Source organism: Pseudomonas sp. 6D_7.1_Bac1 (genome assembly GCF_025465945.1).
Classification (GTDB): Bacteria; Pseudomonadota; Gammaproteobacteria; order Pseudomonadales; family Pseudomonadaceae; genus Aquipseudomonas.
The window spans coordinates 243,430-258,905 of sequence record NZ_JANLNW010000074.1 but is presented as its reverse complement, the minus strand read 5'-3'; the positions used below and the strand labels follow the sequence as shown (position 1 = coordinate 258,905).

General features: G+C 58.7%; 21 protein-coding genes. 19 read left to right on the top strand and 2 right to left on the bottom strand.

Annotated features, from left to right (window positions below; genetic code table 11):
- The first annotated feature begins 62 nt into the window (after positions 1-62).
- Entirely contained in the window at positions 63-374 is a 312-nt protein-coding gene (locus NTD87_RS22215; RefSeq protein ID WP_262116325.1) for a peptidase M48, Ste24p, read from the top strand.
- Between the two features lie 2 nt (positions 375-376).
- Positions 377-637: a hypothetical protein gene (locus NTD87_RS22210; RefSeq protein ID WP_262116324.1), complete on the top strand. Its 261-nt coding sequence runs from the start codon at positions 377-379 to the stop codon at positions 635-637.
- 48 nt (positions 638-685) lie between these two features.
- Here NTD87_RS22210 and NTD87_RS22205 read toward each other — a convergent pair whose 3' ends face one another.
- A complete protein-coding gene (locus NTD87_RS22205; RefSeq protein ID WP_262116323.1) occupies positions 686-1,072 on the bottom strand; it encodes a hypothetical protein in 387 nt (128 codons plus the stop codon).
- Positions 1,073-1,139: 67 nt separating this feature from the next.
- A complete protein-coding gene (locus NTD87_RS22200) occupies positions 1,140-1,349 on the bottom strand; it encodes a hypothetical protein (RefSeq protein ID WP_262116322.1) in 210 nt (69 codons plus the stop codon).
- An 89-nt stretch (positions 1,350-1,438) separates the two neighbouring features.
- Between NTD87_RS22200 and NTD87_RS22195 the strand changes: the two genes are divergently transcribed.
- The 17 genes from NTD87_RS22195 (at position 1,439) to NTD87_RS22115 (ending at position 15,469) form a co-directional block, all read left to right on the top strand.
- Positions 1,439-1,963 carry a hypothetical protein gene (locus NTD87_RS22195; RefSeq protein WP_262116321.1) on the top strand — a complete coding sequence of 175 codons (525 nt, stop codon included), beginning with the start codon at positions 1,439-1,441 and terminating at the stop codon, positions 1,961-1,963.
- A 1-nt stretch (position 1,964) separates the two neighbouring features.
- Positions 1,965-3,452, top strand: a complete 1,488-nt coding sequence (locus NTD87_RS22190) for a terminase (protein WP_262116320.1) — start codon at positions 1,965-1,967, stop codon at positions 3,450-3,452.
- Positions 3,452-4,915 carry a DUF4055 domain-containing protein gene (locus NTD87_RS22185; protein ID WP_262116319.1) on the top strand — a complete coding sequence of 488 codons (1,464 nt, stop codon included), beginning with the start codon at positions 3,452-3,454 and terminating at the stop codon, positions 4,913-4,915. Before NTD87_RS22190 ends, NTD87_RS22185 begins: the two co-directional genes overlap by 1 nt.
- On the top strand, positions 4,890-5,981 hold the full coding sequence (locus NTD87_RS22180; protein WP_262116318.1) for a minor capsid protein: 1,092 nt from the start codon (positions 4,890-4,892) through the stop codon (positions 5,979-5,981). The genes NTD87_RS22185 and NTD87_RS22180 overlap by 26 nt, the downstream gene beginning before the upstream one ends.
- A gap of 62 nt (positions 5,982-6,043) precedes the next feature.
- Positions 6,044-6,328, top strand: coding sequence for a hypothetical protein (locus NTD87_RS22175; protein WP_262116317.1), 285 nt, complete (start codon positions 6,044-6,046; stop codon positions 6,326-6,328).
- Positions 6,329-6,449: 121 nt separating this feature from the next.
- Positions 6,450-7,166, top strand: coding sequence for a hypothetical protein (locus tag NTD87_RS22170; RefSeq protein WP_262116316.1), 717 nt, complete (start codon positions 6,450-6,452; stop codon positions 7,164-7,166).
- Between the two features lie 11 nt (positions 7,167-7,177).
- The gene (locus NTD87_RS22165; protein WP_262116315.1) at positions 7,178-8,125 is read left to right on the top strand and encodes a major capsid protein; all 948 of its coding nucleotides are present in this window, start codon (positions 7,178-7,180) and stop codon (positions 8,123-8,125) included.
- 48 nt (positions 8,126-8,173) lie between these two features.
- The gene (locus NTD87_RS22160) at positions 8,174-8,488 is read left to right on the top strand and encodes a hypothetical protein (protein ID WP_262116314.1); all 315 of its coding nucleotides are present in this window, start codon (positions 8,174-8,176) and stop codon (positions 8,486-8,488) included.
- 3 nt (positions 8,489-8,491) lie between these two features.
- Complete coding sequence (locus tag NTD87_RS22155; protein WP_262116313.1) at positions 8,492-8,995, top strand: DnaT-like ssDNA-binding protein; 504 nt, start codon at positions 8,492-8,494, stop codon at positions 8,993-8,995.
- Positions 8,996-9,011: 16 nt separating this feature from the next.
- Positions 9,012-9,383 (top strand): hypothetical protein, encoded by a 372-nt coding sequence (locus NTD87_RS22150; protein WP_262116312.1) that lies wholly within the window; start codon positions 9,012-9,014, stop codon positions 9,381-9,383.
- Entirely contained in the window at positions 9,380-10,036 is a 657-nt protein-coding gene (locus tag NTD87_RS22145; RefSeq protein ID WP_262116311.1) for a hypothetical protein, read from the top strand. Before NTD87_RS22150 ends, NTD87_RS22145 begins: the two co-directional genes overlap by 4 nt.
- Complete coding sequence (locus tag NTD87_RS22140; RefSeq protein ID WP_262116310.1) at positions 10,033-10,449, top strand: DUF4128 domain-containing protein; 417 nt, start codon at positions 10,033-10,035, stop codon at positions 10,447-10,449. Before NTD87_RS22145 ends, NTD87_RS22140 begins: the two co-directional genes overlap by 4 nt.
- Before the next feature lie 69 nt (positions 10,450-10,518).
- Complete coding sequence (locus NTD87_RS22135) at positions 10,519-11,175, top strand: phage tail protein (protein WP_262116309.1); 657 nt, start codon at positions 10,519-10,521, stop codon at positions 11,173-11,175.
- A 3-nt stretch (positions 11,176-11,178) separates the two neighbouring features.
- The gene (locus NTD87_RS22130; protein ID WP_262116308.1) at positions 11,179-11,559 is read left to right on the top strand and encodes a phage tail assembly chaperone; all 381 of its coding nucleotides are present in this window, start codon (positions 11,179-11,181) and stop codon (positions 11,557-11,559) included.
- A gap of 62 nt (positions 11,560-11,621) precedes the next feature.
- The gene (locus tag NTD87_RS22125) at positions 11,622-11,876 is read left to right on the top strand and encodes a DUF1799 domain-containing protein (RefSeq protein WP_262116307.1); all 255 of its coding nucleotides are present in this window, start codon (positions 11,622-11,624) and stop codon (positions 11,874-11,876) included.
- Positions 11,873-15,124 carry a phage tail tape measure protein gene (locus tag NTD87_RS22120; RefSeq protein ID WP_262116306.1) on the top strand — a complete coding sequence of 1,084 codons (3,252 nt, stop codon included), beginning with the start codon at positions 11,873-11,875 and terminating at the stop codon, positions 15,122-15,124. The genes NTD87_RS22125 and NTD87_RS22120 overlap by 4 nt, the downstream gene beginning before the upstream one ends.
- A gap of 6 nt (positions 15,125-15,130) precedes the next feature.
- Complete coding sequence (locus NTD87_RS22115; RefSeq protein WP_262116305.1) at positions 15,131-15,469, top strand: phage tail protein; 339 nt, start codon at positions 15,131-15,133, stop codon at positions 15,467-15,469.
- Positions 15,470-15,476: the final 7 nt, after the last annotated feature.

Genomic DNA, 15,476 nt, shown 5'->3' with positions numbered 1-15,476 from the left:
TTAGTTGAAAATCTCATAAGAGCCTCGCCAAGTGCGGGGCTTTTTCATTTCTGGAGTATCAAATGGCTGAACCAGCAACTACAGCTGCGGCTGCGCTTGTTGCGAAGTACGGCGTAGCTGTCGCTGGTTTCGCGGGCGCCTGCGTATCACTAACCCTGTTGCAGGGGCTGACGCGCAAACAGGCATTTTGGGCGGTGGCCACCGGCTTTCTGTCCGCGATTTTCACCACGCCCCTGGCTGTTCACCAGTTCGGCCTTCCGCCAGATAGTGACACCCAGAACGGTGTTGCCTTTCTGATTGGTCTGTTGGCGATGAACATCATCCCTGGCCTCAAGGCGCTGGCGGGACGTTTCGGCGCAACCGGGAGTGCCTGATCATGAATCCTATCTTGGGAGGCGTAGACGCATTTCTGTGTGTGCTGGTGGTGATCGCCTCGATTGACTACCTGCGCCGCGTCCGACCGATTGAGCAGCCCATGCTCAGCATCTCGTTCTACCTGGTGGCCATCGGTGCGTTCGGCGATTTCGCTGCTGCGGTTCAGGGGCACTACGTGAGCCCGTTCACTGTGATGATCCATGCCGGAGTGGTGGCTTATGCCTGGACTCGGCGCGGACATGTGTTTGAGGTGGCGGGGTAGCTCGCAACACGTTTCGAGAATTATCAAATTGTGTCGCGACATTGATGGCTATGAGTTCTTTTTAAGGTGTGCCTCAAGGCTGTACAGGAAGTAAGAGAGTTCAGACTCTACTTCGTGCAGGCCTCTCGCCCAGGCCGAGCTCACTGGGCTTGTATCGGTGCGCATTCTGAAGTTGGACGAGGCGCCTCTGACAGCGGGCCCGAAGAATGCCTGCTCGAGCTCGGTCTTGGAGGCTTTCCGACGAGACAGTGTTTCGTTCTTGGCTGCGTCCTTGATGTCTTGTTTGATGGTCGTCAGCCGCTCTTTGAGCGAGGCGGTGCTGTTTACAGTGAGCCGTGATTTGTCGTCGGCGTCGCTGATAAGGCTGCGAATATCGTCATGCATCCTTTTCAGCTCAGCAATGATTGCCTGAGCCTCTTCTTGGTCTAATTCCACGTAGGCGGTCCATGTTGAGCGGGTGCTTGAGCCAAAGTGTGCCGCAGGTGAGTGCGGCACGGATGGATCACTCGACTTTTAGCGCTGCCTGGATCAAGTCAGCGTACTCCCCAAGGCGCCCCATCTCGCGCTCCAGAAGTGTGGCGTTGGCGCCGCTTTGCCCGGCCTTGGCTGCGATTACTTCCAGGGCTGCAGCCACTGCATATGACCGACGCTGCTCAGCCGAAAAATCATTATCGCCGGCTGCCTTAACTGCACTGAGTATTGTTTGCGACATGTTGCATTCCTTGCGTTGAGTTGAGTCTCATCAATACCGGCAACCCGCCACCATTTCAATCCCTGCTTTCGGCTCACCTGAGACATTTTATGACAACTAAGCAACCCGACTGGGAGGCAATCGAGCGCGCCTACCGGGCAGGATTGCTTTCACTGCGCGGTATCGCCGACAAGTACGGTTCAAGTGAAGGGACGATTCGCAGTAGAGCCAAGAAGCATGGGTGGCAGCGAGACCTGACTGATCAGGTGCGAGCAGCCACCAACGGAAAGCTTTCACGCACAGCTTCACGCACTGATGTCACGCAGCGTGAAGTGCGTGAAGACGAACAAATTATAGATGAGGCATCCGACGAGGCTGCCTCAGTAGTGTTGGCTCACCGCACGGATCTCGCTCAGTGGCGTGGCATTGCGAACAAGCTTTGCGACGCGCTATCCGATATGGACGTGGACAAGGACAACATTGGCGACTTCGCTCGATCCTTGAACGCCGGCGTCGACGCTCAGCTCAAAGTCATCAAGGGCGAGCGCCAGGCCTATAACCTCGACACAGAGACAGGTGACAAGACAGTCGACGACCTAGCCGCACTGATGGACGAACTATCGAAGGAAGCCTGACATGAAGCCCGAGCACATGAAGCTGCTCCGGGACAAGCGATGGCGCCTGAACAACCTCTACTTCATCACGGACAAGCAGGGCAAGAAGGTCCGCTTCCGGATGACGGACGAGCAGGTTGAATACTTTGAAGGGATGCACACTCGCAACATCATCCTGAAGGCTCGCCAGCTCGGCTTCACCACAGAGTGCTGCATCATCCAGCTTGACGCCGCGCTGTTCGAGTCGGCCAAGTGCGCGTTGATTGCTCACACCCTGACTGATGCAAAGCGTCTGTTCCGAGAGAAGGTGAAATACGCCTACGACAACCTGCCGTCAGCTATTCGAATGGCCAACCCGGCGAAGAATGATGCTGCCGGCGAGCTGGTGTTCAAGAAGGGTGGCTCGCTTTACGTTTCCACTTCATTCCGAGGCGGCACGCTGCGTTACCTGCATGTGTCCGAGTTCGGGAAGATCTGTGCCAAGTTCCCACACAAGGCACGCGAGATTGTCACCGGTGCCTTTGAGGCTGTGGCCACCGATTGTTTCGTCACCATTGAATCGACGGCAGAGGGCCGAGCTGGGTACTTCTTCGACTACAGCCAAGCTGCTGAACGCCAGCAACTCGCCGGTGTGTCCCTCGGTCTGCTGGACTGGAAGTTCTTCTTTTTCAGTTGGTGGAAGAACAAAGCTTACTGGCTTGACCCGACTGATGTGGTCATCCCGCAGCGTCTGACCGATTACTTCAACGAGCTGCACGCGAAACACGGCATCGTCACAAATGACGGGCAGCGCGCCTGGTATGCGGCCAAGGAGAAGACGCTCGGCGACGACATGAAGCGGGAATACCCGTCGATACCGGTTGAGGCTTTCCAGCAGTCGGTAGAGGGCGCCTATTACGCCCAGCAGTTCACCAAGCTTTATGCCCAGCAGCGAATTGGCGCGATCCCGAACAACAGCCACCAACCGGTGATGACGTTCTGGGATATCGGCGTCGGCGACTCCACGGCCATCTGGTTCGTGCGCCAGATCGGCACCGAGTACCACGTTATCGACTATTACGAAAACTCGGGCGAAGGCCTGCGGCACTACATGAAAGTGCTCAAGGACAAGGGTTACACCTACTCCGAGCACTGGGGGCCGCACGATATCGATAACCGTGAGTTCGGCAGCGATGCCAAAACCCGCCGGGAGCTCGCCCAAGAGGGCTACGAGATTGACGGGCAGAAATACTGCATGACGTTCCAGGTGGTTCCGAAGATCGGCATCAACGACGGCATCGAGGCGGTGCGGGAGATTCTTCCGCTCTGTGTTTTCGATGAGTCGAAGTGCGAAAAAGGCATCGGCTGCCTGGAGAACTATCGCAAGGAATGGGACGACAAGCGCGGCTGCTGGAAAGACCGGCCGCTGCATGACTGGACCTCTCACGGCTCCGACGGTTTTCGTTACTTCGCTGTTGCGAAGAGCGCCAACAAGCCGGCCACCTCTATGAAAATGGGAATCGCACGCTGATGAGCGACGTCACTTTCACACGCCCCGAGTACGACGCGGCGCGAAACCGCTGGCGCTTGGTGCGCGACGTCTGCAAAGGCTCGGAAACCATCAAGGCTGCTGGCGACCTGTATCTGCCACGACCAAACGCAGCGGACACGAGCAAGGACAACAAAGAACGCTACGACGCTTACAAGAAGCGCGCCGTGTTCTACAACGCTACCGGCCGAACGAAACACAGCCTGGTCGGTGCCGTGTTCCGTACCTGGCCAACGCTGACTGTTCCCGGCGCGCTCAACTATGTGTCGAAGGACATCGACGGGCAGGGCGTGAGCATCTACCAGCAGTCACAGTCGGTCATCGGGCACCTGCTTGAAGTCGGCCGGCACGGGCTACTGGTGGACTACGCAAGTGTTGAGCCCGGCACCGTAAGCAAGGCTGACGAGCAGGCAGGCCGGGCCCGAGCGAACATCGCCAGTTATCCAACTGAGGCGATCATCAACTGGAAGACTCGCCAAGTCGGTGGCCAGCACCTGCTGAGTCTTGTTGTGCTGCGTGAAGTGGTCGACGTCGATACCGATGATGGTTTCGGCAGCGAGCAGGTTGTGCAGTTTCGAGTGCTTCGCCTCGACGCGGCCGGCGTTTACACGCAGGAAGTATGGAAAGAAGGCGCCAGCGAGACGTTGATGACCACCGCGCCTTTCACTCCACTGAACGGTACCGGTCAACCGTGGCGTGTTATCCCATTCCAGTTCCTGGGCAGCGAGAACAACGACAGCAGTATTGATGACTCGCCGTTGTACGACATGGCCGAAGTGAACATCGGTCATTACCGGAACAGCGCGGACTACGAGGAAGCGGCTTATCTGGTGGGCCAGCCTCAGCCATGGATGAGCGGGCTTTCCGAAGCCTGGCGTAAGCACATGGAAGATCAGGGCATCTTTCTCGGTTCCCGGGCACCCTGGCTGCTTCCTCAAGGCGGCGCATGCGGCGTCTGGCAAGCGCAGCCGAACATCGTCGCCAAGGAGGCTATGGACGGCAAAAAAGAGGACATGGTGTCGCTCGGCGCCCGCCTGATCGAGCGCGGTAGCGCGGTGAAGACTGCCACTCAGGCCGACAATGACAGCGCGGCAGAGCACAGCGTGCTTTCCCTGATTGTGAGCAACGTCAGCGAGGCCTATTCGCAGTGCCTGGTCTGGATGGTCGAGTTTGTGAACGTCACCGGCGAAGCGCTCTACAAACTCAATCAGGACTTCAGTCAGATCAGTCTCGACGCAACGATCCTCACTGCGCTGTTCAATGCGGTGCAGGGCGGCAGGCTGCCGGAGGGTGATTTCTGGCAATACCTGCGTGACCGCGGGGTGATCGATCCGGAGAAGACCGACGACGAGATCCGGGACGAGCTGCAGACGGCAAACGCCGGCCCACAATTGGACGATTTGACTGGAGCGAACGCAAATGGCGGCCAACCAAGCGATCCTTGATGCCTCCATTCGGCACGCTGTGTTCCTTGAGCAGCTGAAGTCGGGAGAAGTCGCCAAGTTCGGGCCTTTCCTCAAGGAGATTGACCGCTCGATTCGCGAACGCCTGTCCAGTACCGACCTGACGGAGTACACAACTCGGCGTCTTGAGGTGTTGCTGCAAGAGGTCGACAGCCTGCTGCTGGGCATCTTCGATCGCTACAGCGCGCAGTTGAACCTCGATCTGATCGAAATTGCGAACTACGAGGCCGAGTTCGAAGCCACCAGCCTGACTCGAGCGGCACCGGTGGGCGTCTCGTTCGATGCGGCGGTGCCTGGTGCTGCTGCAATTCGAGCTGCGATCCTCACCAATCCGCTCAGCGTGCGCGGCGCGGACGGCGGGAAGCTGCTCAAGGCGTTCATTGATGGGTTCACCGCCAATGAACGACAGCGCCTCACAGGCGCGATCCGGCAGGGCTTCTTCGAAGGCCAGACCAACTTTCAGATCATCAAGAACATCCGCGGGACCAAGGCGCTCAACTACAACGACGGCATCTTGGCCACGACCAATCGGAATGCCGGCGCTGTGGTGCGAACGGCAGTGCAGCACGTGGCCACTCAGGCACGCATGGAGACGCTGAAGGAAAATCCTGATGTCGTCCAGGCGGTGGAATGGGTCAGCACACTGGATTTGAAGACCACCAGCCAATGCCGATCGCTCGACAAACAGCGCTTCAAGTTGACCGAGGGGCCTCGACCACCGATTCACATCAACTGTCGCTCGACAGTGGTGGCGGTGACGCGCTTCAGCAAAATGTTCGCCGAGGGAGCCACCCGGGCATCGATTGGAGAGGATGGCCCGCAGCAGGTGAGGGCGGACCTCAGCTACTACGACTGGCTCAAGCAGCAGCCGGAGGCGTTCCAGGACAAAGCCATTGGCCCGGTTCGCGCGAAGCTTTTCCGCGAAGGCGGCCTGAGCATTGAGCGGTTCTCTGAACTGCAGCTTGATCGCAACTTTTCGCCGCTGACGCTTGTTGAGATGAGGGCTCTGGAGCCTTTGGCCTTTGAGCGGGCTGGATTGGTGGTGTAGCAGGCTTTAGGATCTGGCATCTTCGTTCAACATCTGAGCGAAGTAACTACAGGGAATGAGTGATGGCTGTCCCATATGAGTATTCGCTAGAGCAGGCGCCAGTGGATGAAGTGCTTAACCGGCAAACCGATTATCAGCTGGTGAGAAATTACGCTCAGGGAACGCACAGTGTTTATGAGCTGAATGACGAGCAGTTTCATGAAATTAGCGTAATCGTCTTTGGATCTGGTTCCGTTTTCAAAAATAATTGGGTTGAAGGCAGGCCAGTGACCATTAATGGTGAAAGACTTCTGTGGATCAAAGGGCGCGGGGACCATGTCAAAATCGTCACCACTGTCCACACGTAGATTCGAGTTGATCCTCGAATCGTAAGATACAAGAGCTTTTCAAATTTTAAACCCCGGCCGACGCTGGGGTTTTTTTATGCCTGCAGACAGGGTCTGCATCTACGTCTCTGGGAGACAACCAATGCTGAAATTCCAACTGGACAGCCTGGACGGTGTCGATGAAGCCGTGCGCGCTCTTTACACCGAGAAGGACGGCAAGTTCGTGCTCGGTATCGAGGGACTGCCACAACCGGAAGACGTTTCGGGCCTGAAAGCTCAGGTTCAAACGCTTCTGGATGAAAAGAAATCCGAGCAGCGCAAGCGCCAAGAAGCCGAAGACGCAGCTCGCCTGGAGCGTGAAGAAGCCGCTCGCAAGTCCGGCAACGTCGAAGAACTCGAAAAGTCCTGGTCTGAAAAGTACACCCGCCGCGAAGCTGAGCTGAACGGCATGCTGGAGCAGGAGCGTGGAACGCTGGGCAATCAAATCCGGGATCTGACTGTCGGCCGTACCGCTACTGACATTGCATCTGCCCTGGCAATCCCGGGCAGTTCCAAAGCCCTGTTGCCGCACATCGAGCGTCGTCTGAGCGTTGAGCAGCGCGATGGGAAGCCTGTTGTGGTCGTGCTCGACCAGCAGGGCAAGCTCTCGGCGGCAACGCTGGATGAGCTGAAAGCAGAATTTGCCAACGACACGGCCTTCGCGCCGCTGATTGCTGGCAGCAAGGCATCTGGCGGCGGGGCCGGGGGTGCCGGTCATGGCGGTGGTGCCGCTTTGAAACGTTCCGAAATGACGCCGGTGGCCAAGCGTGAGTTCATCACTGCCAACGGCCAAGACGCATACCTAAAATTGCCCAAATAATGGAGTAACCCATGCCGACTACCGTTAACTCGGACATGATCGTTTACAACGATCTTGCCCAAACCGCTTACCTGGAGCGTATCCAGGACGTTATCGACATCTTCAACACCTCTTCGAACGGCGCGCTGATTCTCGATAACGAGCTGATCGAAGGTGACCTGCGCAAGCGTGCTTTCTACAAGCTCGGCGGCTCGATCGCTCACCGCGACGTCAACTCGACCGCCGGCGTTTCCGGCCAAAAGATCGGTTCCGGCGAGATGATCGGTGTGAAGGTGCCGTTCAAGTACGGTCCTTATGAGACCACTGAAGAGGCGTTCAAGCGCCGTGCGCGTTCGCCGGAAGAGTTCTCTGAACTGGTCGGCCAGGACTACGCCGACGCAGTGCTGGAGGGCTACATCCAGTACGCCATGGCCGCGCTCAAGGCTGCCATCGGCGCCAACGCCAACATGGTCGCCAAGGCGAGCTTTGCCACTGATGGCAAGAAGGCGCTGACCAAGGGTATGCGCAAGTTTGGTGACCGCTTCGGTCGCATCGCGCTCTGGACCATGGACTCGGCCACCTACTTCGACATGGTCGACCAGGCCATCACCGAGAAGGTCTACGAAGAGGCGGGCGTGGTCATCTACGGCGGCCAGCCGGGCACCATGGGCAAGCCGGTCCTGGTATCGGACACCATTCCCGCAGAAACCATCTTCGGCCTGCAGGCAGGCGCAATCAAAATCACCGAGTCGCAGGCTCCGGGCTTCCGCTCGTACCCGATCAACACCCAGGAAAACTTGGCGATGGGCTTCCGCGCCGAGGGCACCTTCAACATGGACATGCTGGGCTACAGCTGGAAGGACTCCGTCGGTGGTGTGAATCCGAACCTGGCCGCAATCGGCGCCGGCGCCAACTGGTCCAAGTACGCGACCAGCGACAAGGTCACTGCCGGCGTCCTGATCGATCTGTCCGCGCCTTAATCGCCCCCTCACAGCAAGTGGCCGACACGGGCCACTTTGGAGAACTCCATGGAACTGACTTACTCTGCGCAGAAGACGGACTTCGATCCGGACAAGCGCTATCGCAATCCCGAGTACTTTGAACGGCCGGAAGCTGGCGCGACCAAAGTCACGGTGGTGGGTGACTGGCCGGACGTGGTCGAAGCCTACAGGGCGGCCAAAGTTGATCTGGAAATCGTCGATGCTCACGGCGATGATGGTGCTGAAACCGATCCTGCAAAAATGGGTGTCGGTGCGCTGCGTGAGTTTTTGACTGCGCAAGGCATCGAATTCGATCCGAAGGCCCCCAAAGCCGAAATCCTGAAACTCATTCCAGCGAGCTGATTCATGACTTTGATCGTCGAGGACGGTACCGGTAAGCCAGACGCCGAAAGCTACGCGAGCGCTGCGGACATGGTCATGTACGCGAGGAAGTTCGGCGTGACCATCCCAGCGGACGAGCTCGCACAAGAGGCACTGCTTCGCCGGGCCGCCTTGGCGATGGATGGCATGACCTGGAAAGGTCGCAAGATGGATGGTGACCAAGCGCTGGCCTGGCCACGCCGCGGCGTTGAGCTGGACGGTCAAGTCAAGCCCAACAACTACCTGCCGGCGCGCATCCAGTATGGGCAGATGGCGCTGGCGGCCGAGATCCACACCGATGACATTGACCCGGTCGAGAAGCGCAAAGGCGCGGTGCTGCTGGATCGTGTCGAAGGGGCGGTGACTCGCCAGTACGCAGCAATCCCCAATACCAGCAACCGACTGCTGCCGGCGGCACCGGATCGGCCGAGCGCGACGCAGTTCGCCGATTACCTACAAAAGCGGGGCTTGTTCGCCGTCCGCGCATAACTGAAACGGAGTTTTCATGGCCACCTTCTACGACGAAATGGCCGTGATGGCTCTGGAGATGATTTCAGAGTTCGGCCAGCCCGTAACTATTCGGGACATTATCAAAGGTGCGTACGACCCGAGTACCAGCAAAACGCGGCCTGACTCCGTCGTTGAGCGCACAGCCCAAGGCATCATGCTCGACTTCACCGGGCAAGAGTTTCAGAACAACTCACTGATCAAGGTCGGCGACAAAAAGCTGAAGATCGCCGCAAGCGGGTTGACCTCGCCACCGACGTTGCTGAGTAAGGTCGTTGCCCAAGGGCGCATCTGGACCATTGTCCCGCCACTGAAAGAGATCAACCCAGCCGGCACCCCGATCCTGTACGAGCTGCAGGTGCGGTCATGAGCAATCGATACGCCGGCATGAACGGCAGCTTCGCCGAGAACATCCAGCAGTTTGCCGAACAGGCGAAGGCGGGCATCGACGCCACCTTCCGCGAGATCGTGATCGAGATCGGCAGCAGCGTTATTCGAATGTCACCGGTGGGCAATCCAGAAATTTGGGCAGCCAACGTCGCACATCGCCAGGCGAACACTCGGGCGGCCGACGACTACGACTTCAAGGTCGCCGTGCGCAATACGCTCATTAACCTGACCGACAGCAACTTCACCAAGGCCGGCAAGCTCAAGCGCGGTGTGAAGTACGCCAAGCCACTGACCAAGACCGAGCGCGAGCAGAACTTCAGCGTGAACGGTCTGGTGGCGGGGAAGGGCTACGTCGGCGGGCGATTCCGTGGCAACTGGCAGTTCTCAATCGATACTCCGGCCGAGGGAGTTCTCGATCAGATTGACCCATCAGGCAACGTGTCGGTTGCGGTGCTCATAGCTCAGGTTCAGTCGCTGACCATCGGCCAGACTGCGTACATCGTGAACAACCTTCCGTACGGCGTGCCATTGGAATATGGGCATTCGAAGCAGGCACCCGGTGGCATGGTCCGCGTGACCTTGGCCCGCTTCCAGCAGGTCGTCGACGAAGCCATCAGGAACAACCAGGTATGAGCCACGCAATCATTCGACAGCTATTTGAGGCGCGCCTGACAGACTGGGCAGCGGCTCGCACACCCGCGCTGCGTATCGCCTACGAAGGTGCGGCCTTTACGCCGGCAGACGGCGAAATCTATTTGAAAGCTTTCGCCATTCCGGCCGGCACGGGCAGCAACACGCTTGGTGGTGACCACCGCGTTTACACCGGCGTATTTCAGGTGAGCATCGTGACGCCATCGGGTTCAGGCCCTGGTGCGGCGGAAGGGTTGGTGGACGAACTCGCCGAGCTGTACGCGCTCTACCTTCGACTCAACCGCGCAGACTTCGAAGTCATCGTGCTGACGCCGGTGGAGCCAAGTCCTGGCATTCCTGACGACACCACCTACACCGTTGCCGCGTCTTTTCAGTACCGCGCCGACACCAACTAATTTGCCCACTGGGCTACCCCAGAACCCGCCTTGTGCGGGTTTTGTTATTTCTGAAGAGAGGAAACACCCATGGCGTTCAAATTACCCAACGGCGGCACCGTTCAGCACGCCGCCACCTATGCCGCCGCGCTCGCATTCACTGCGCTTTCCAATGCCTCCGAAGCAGTAGCAACGGTAGCTGGCGGCACTCTTGCTGCTGGTGACATTGTGCTGCTTACTTCCGGCTGGAGTCGCCTGAACAACAAGGTCGTCCGGGTCAAGGTAGCTACTGCAACCGCTATCACTTTCGAGGCCATTGATACTACTGATACTCAGGTTTATCCGGTCGGTGGCGGCACTGGGACCATGAAAAAGATTTTGACTTGGGTGCAGATCCCGCAAGTTAACGACGTCGCGTTCTCGGGCGGCGAGCAAAACTATCTTGATGTTGTGTTCCTGGAAGACGACCAAGGCAAACAGATCCCGACCGACAAATCTGCCGCCAGCATGGTGCTGACCATTGCCGATGACCCGGCCCAAGCCTTCAACGCCGTGTTGCTGGCTGCCGACGCGGGCAAGCAGGTGCAGGCCGCACGCCTCAACCTGCCAGGCAATGACACGCTGTTCTATGGCACCTACACCTCGTTCTCGAAACAGCCGGCGGTTTCGCGCAACAACCTACTGACCCGCACCGTCAACCTGGCGTTGCAGGCCGAGCCAACCCGCTACCTGACTGCGGTGGCGTAACCCATGGCCAAGTTCAAGCTGATTCAAAACCCTACGTTCAAGGCTGACGTGATGATCCCTCGGGTCGGCGGCGATCCGATGAAGGTGCCGTTCGAGTTCAAGTATCGAGACCGGACTGAGCTCGCGGCGCTGTATACCGAATGGGGTGAGCGTAACAAGGCGCTGGGCCTGAAAGTCGAGGAGATGGGCCTCGAAGAGTTCACAGCAGCGCAGATCGACATCCAGGTCGAGCAGATCAAGGCGGTGGTCGTCAGCTGGGACTTCGACGAGAAGTTCACCGACGAGAACATTCGCATACTGGTCAGCTCGATCGTCTCGACACCCAGCGCGGTGTTGGCGGCGTACTCCGAGGCCTTCAACCAGTCCCGCTTGGGAAACTCCTAAACGTCGCGCGCGCCCTCTACGAGCAAGGGCCTTCGGCTGAAGAGCTGAAGACCTTCGGCTTCATGGTTGGCGACCTGACTGGGCAGGACTGTGAAGTCTGGCCGGATGTCTGGTCGTCATTCCAGGTCTTCGAGGCCATGAGCACCCAGTGGCGTACAGGGGCGTGCGGCGCAACGGGATTGGACTACGGCGTTCTGCCCAACGTGATTCGAATGTGTGGCGTGCCTCTCGGTGAGCGGCAAAGCATCTTCAGCGATATCCGACACATGGAAGCTGAAGCCCTGCAGGTGATGGCGGAACAGAGAGAACACAAATGAGTACCACCTTCGCATCGCTTGGCATCGCGGTAGAGTCCTCGCAAGCCGTCAAAGCTGCCGACGACCTGGACAAGCTGGTTGATGCGGCAGCGGGCGCCGAAAAGGCGATCGACGATCTTGGCAAGACCGGTGCCGAGCTCGCTGATACCGGAAAGAAGATTGTTCAGGCTGAGACGGACGTAGCGCAGGGGATCGATAAAACCACCGGCGCCCGGGAGCGGCAGGCCGGCGCAAGCCGTAAGGCGGCCGATAGTGCAGTCTCCGAAATCAGCATCATCCGCAACCTGAACAATGCGATGGAGCGCAGCGGCGATAGCTACACCTCGCTGGCTACTGCTGGCGACCTGCTGAACAAGGCACGCGCTAAAGGACTGGTCACCGCGGAAGATGAGCTCGAGTTCGAGAACAAGATCCTCGCCTCCCATGAGCGGCTTGAGAAGGCTGCCGCCAAGGAGATGGCGCAAAAGCAGCGTCTGATCGAGGCTGAAAACCGGCGTATTGATGCGCTGAAGCGCACGGTCAACGGTATAGATCCGGTCACAAACAAACTGGCCAAGCTGGAGGCTCGCGAGAAGGCTCTCAACGAACTGCACAAGATTGGAGAATATGACGCCAAGCGTTATAGCGACGCGCTAGCCAAGATTGGCAAGGATCGGGCGGGACTGACAGAGGCCACCGGAGCATTCGACAAACTGAAGCTCGGCACCCGCCAGGCTCAGGAGAATGTTGTGCAGCTGGGTAACGCGTTGTCGTCCGGTGACTGGGGGAGCGGTGTCCGTGCGGTGGCTCAACTTGGAGCTGGCGCTGGTGCATCTGCTGCCGGTCTGCTGGCAACTCTCGCTCCGCTGGCTCTGGCCACCGCGGCGGTGGGCGGTCTTGGGTATGCCTATTACAAGGGCAGCGAAGAGCAGGATGCGTTTAATAAATCTCTGATCCTGACCGGTGGATCGGCGGGATTCACCTCGTCCCAGCTTGGCGCCATGGCTCGTCAGGTGAGTGATACGGTCGGGACAACGGGGCAGGCTGCCGAGGTTCTGGCAACGTTGGCCGGCAATGGAAAGATCGCAGGCGAGAGCTTTCTGGGAATCACTCAGGCTGCCGTCTCTATGCAGGAAGCCACCGGCAAGGCCGTTGGCGAGACGATCGCTGAGTTCGTAAAGCTGTCCGACGAGCCGGTTAAGGCATCCGCGGCGCTGAATGAGCAGTACCACTACCTGACTGCCTCGGTTTATTCACAGATCGTGGCGCTCAAAGAACAGGGCAATCACGCCGGCGCGGTAAAGTTGGCGACCGAGCAATACGCTGACGGGATCAACGAGCGAACCCCGAGGATCTTGGAGAACCTGAGCCTTTGGGAGAAGGGCTACAACCTCGTTGCCAAGGCCGCAGACAGCCTAAAGAACGCTGGGCGAGAGACGAGCAACGCCGAGCGCATTCAGACCGCAAAAGAGGCTTTGGGGCGGCTTGAAGCCCGCGGTGGCAGCGAAAGGATTCCTGGCGAAGATCCTGTTTATATCGGCGAGAAGGGAAAGCAAAGCCTCAGGGATTACATCAAAGGCCTAGAGGTAAAGGATGCCGCAGAGACGGAGGCGGCGAAGAAAAAGAAAGCTCGTGATGAGATTGAGCTTGCTGGTCAGAAGGCGATGGAAAAAGTCGATGCACTGACCAAGTCTTCCTGGACGAATGAGCAAAAGCGGGCAGATGCGCTGAAGGAATACCGCCGGCAGCTCGACGATATTCGCAAGGCCGACCCCAAAGACAAGCGTCTTGATCAGTCGGTCGTCGACAAGAACATTGCGAACATCAATGACAAGTTTAAGGACTCAAAAGCCGCAGCGGGCAGTGTCGATCTCACCAGCTTCAACGACGCCAAAAATCAGCTCGCCTCGATCGTGGCCGAATACAGCAACGTCCAAAAACAGCTGGAAGCCGCGCAGAAAGCTGGTCTCATCTCCCAGGCTGAATATGCCCAAAAGCGGGATGGCCTGATCGGCAACGAACGGGATGAGGTCACGGCAGCCTACGAAGCCGAGATTGCGGCGCTGGAAGCTGTGAAGAACAAGTCCAGCACCACGGCAGCGCAGCGCATCCAGCTGGACCAGAAGATCGCTGACGCACGTACAGCCATGGTCAAGGCGCAGAAGGACGCCGACAGCCAGCAGGAGGTGCTGGCCACCGCAGAGAAGGGCCGACTCGACAAGCAGACGTACGCAATCAGCCAGTACGTTGCAGCCCTCGGGCAGCAGCAGAAAGCCCTGGAGCTTGCCGGGCAGCGCGCCGTCAATGGCGTGGGCCAAGGTGACCGGCAGAACGCACTCAGCGGTGAGCTCAACAGCCAGCAAGACCGGTTTGCTCAGCAGTCGCTGGAGCTGGAAAACCAACGCTCAGACCCGTCGCGCAATATGTCCGACGAAGAGTTCACCCGCAAATCCCAAGCCCTCGCAGACGCGAACAAGGCAGCAACCGACCAGATCCGGCAGAACTATGCCGACGTCGAAGCGGCGCAGGGTGACTGGACGAAAGGCGCGACTTCGGCCTGGGCCAACTACCTGGATTCGGCGCAGAACGTTGCCGGCCAGACCAAGAGCCTGTTCGGCAATGCCTTCAGCTCGATGGAAGACGCGGTCGTCAACTTCGCCATGACCGGGAAGCTGTCGTTCGCCGATTTCACCAAGTCGATTCTGGCGGACATGGCGCGGATTGCTGCGCGGCAGGCCAGCTCGGCGTTGCTGAGTAGCCTGGTCGGCGCTGGCATCAGCTACTTCACCGGCAGCGGTACCGGAGCAACAGGTGCTGCAACGGCCGGCGGTGCAGAGGCTGGAGCGCAGAGCTTCGGCAGTCAGTTTGATGCGAGCTCCGCCTCGGTGAATTTCGGTGGTGGCCGGGCTTCGGGTGGCGGTGTTGATCCCAACACCCTGTACGAAGTGAACGAGAAGGGACCGGAGCTGTTCAGTCAGGGCGGCAGGTCCTACCTGATGACCGGTGCTGCTGGCGGCAGTGTCACGCCGCTGACTACCGGCGGCGGCCCTGGCGTTGCGGCAATGGGCGGCGGTGGCGGGACAACTGTCAGCCTCAGCATGCCGATCATGGTGATGACTGATCAGGAGTCGGGGCGTCCGGATGGTGCTGAACTCGACACCGAGGCTTTCCAGCGGAACATGCAGGAGCGCATGCGCACGGTTGCGAAAGAGGAAATCGCCAAATCCTGGCGTCAGGGTGGAGCGAGTTATCGACAAGTTAAAGGATGATGATTTATGGCACTCGAAACCTTCACCTGGCAGATCGAGAAGGGCGCGGCTGGCGAGATCAAGCAGCGCGTCCGTACCAAGCAGTTTGGCGATGGATACGGTCAATCGGTGTCGGACGGCATCAACAACAAAATGCAGTCCTGGCCCTACAGCCACACCGGCAGCTCGGCGGGGACCAAGGAGATCATGGCCTTCCTCGATCGCCACCAGGGCGCGAAAGCGTTTCTCTGGACACCACCACTTGGTGAGTTAGGCCTCTACAAATGCAACGGCTACAAGCCAACTCATAAGGGCGGCAACGTCTACACGCTGACCGCCACCTTCGAGCAAACCTTTCACCCATAAGGGAAAC

Bases quoted from the DNA above. Each gene is read 5' to 3' on its own strand.
- NTD87_RS22215 (WP_262116325.1), top strand. From the start codon at position 63: ATGGCTGAACCAGCAACTACAGCTGCGGCTGCGCTTGTTGCGAAGTAC.
- NTD87_RS22210 (WP_262116324.1), top strand. From the start codon at position 377: ATGAATCCTATCTTGGGAGGCGTAGACGCATTTCTGTGTGTGCTGGTG.
- NTD87_RS22200 (WP_262116322.1), bottom strand. From the start codon at position 1,349: ATGTCGCAAACAATACTCAGTGCAGTTAAGGCAGCCGGCGATAATGAT.
- NTD87_RS22195 (WP_262116321.1), top strand. From the start codon at position 1,439: ATGACAACTAAGCAACCCGACTGGGAGGCAATCGAGCGCGCCTACCGG.
- NTD87_RS22190 (WP_262116320.1), top strand. From the start codon at position 1,965: ATGAAGCCCGAGCACATGAAGCTGCTCCGGGACAAGCGATGGCGCCTG.
- NTD87_RS22185 (WP_262116319.1), top strand. From the start codon at position 3,452: ATGAGCGACGTCACTTTCACACGCCCCGAGTACGACGCGGCGCGAAAC.
- NTD87_RS22180 (WP_262116318.1), top strand. From the start codon at position 4,890: ATGGCGGCCAACCAAGCGATCCTTGATGCCTCCATTCGGCACGCTGTG.
- NTD87_RS22175 (WP_262116317.1), top strand. From the start codon at position 6,044: ATGGCTGTCCCATATGAGTATTCGCTAGAGCAGGCGCCAGTGGATGAA.
- NTD87_RS22170 (WP_262116316.1), top strand. From the start codon at position 6,450: ATGCTGAAATTCCAACTGGACAGCCTGGACGGTGTCGATGAAGCCGTG.
- NTD87_RS22165 (WP_262116315.1), top strand. From the start codon at position 7,178: ATGCCGACTACCGTTAACTCGGACATGATCGTTTACAACGATCTTGCC.
- NTD87_RS22160 (WP_262116314.1), top strand. From the start codon at position 8,174: ATGGAACTGACTTACTCTGCGCAGAAGACGGACTTCGATCCGGACAAG.
- NTD87_RS22155 (WP_262116313.1), top strand. From the start codon at position 8,492: ATGACTTTGATCGTCGAGGACGGTACCGGTAAGCCAGACGCCGAAAGC.
- NTD87_RS22150 (WP_262116312.1), top strand. From the start codon at position 9,012: ATGGCCACCTTCTACGACGAAATGGCCGTGATGGCTCTGGAGATGATT.
- NTD87_RS22145 (WP_262116311.1), top strand. From the start codon at position 9,380: ATGAGCAATCGATACGCCGGCATGAACGGCAGCTTCGCCGAGAACATC.
- NTD87_RS22140 (WP_262116310.1), top strand. From the start codon at position 10,033: ATGAGCCACGCAATCATTCGACAGCTATTTGAGGCGCGCCTGACAGAC.
- NTD87_RS22135 (WP_262116309.1), top strand. From the start codon at position 10,519: ATGGCGTTCAAATTACCCAACGGCGGCACCGTTCAGCACGCCGCCACC.
- NTD87_RS22130 (WP_262116308.1), top strand. From the start codon at position 11,179: ATGGCCAAGTTCAAGCTGATTCAAAACCCTACGTTCAAGGCTGACGTG.
- NTD87_RS22125 (WP_262116307.1), top strand. From the start codon at position 11,622: ATGGTTGGCGACCTGACTGGGCAGGACTGTGAAGTCTGGCCGGATGTC.
- NTD87_RS22120 (WP_262116306.1), top strand. From the start codon at position 11,873: ATGAGTACCACCTTCGCATCGCTTGGCATCGCGGTAGAGTCCTCGCAA.
- NTD87_RS22115 (WP_262116305.1), top strand. From the start codon at position 15,131: ATGGCACTCGAAACCTTCACCTGGCAGATCGAGAAGGGCGCGGCTGGC.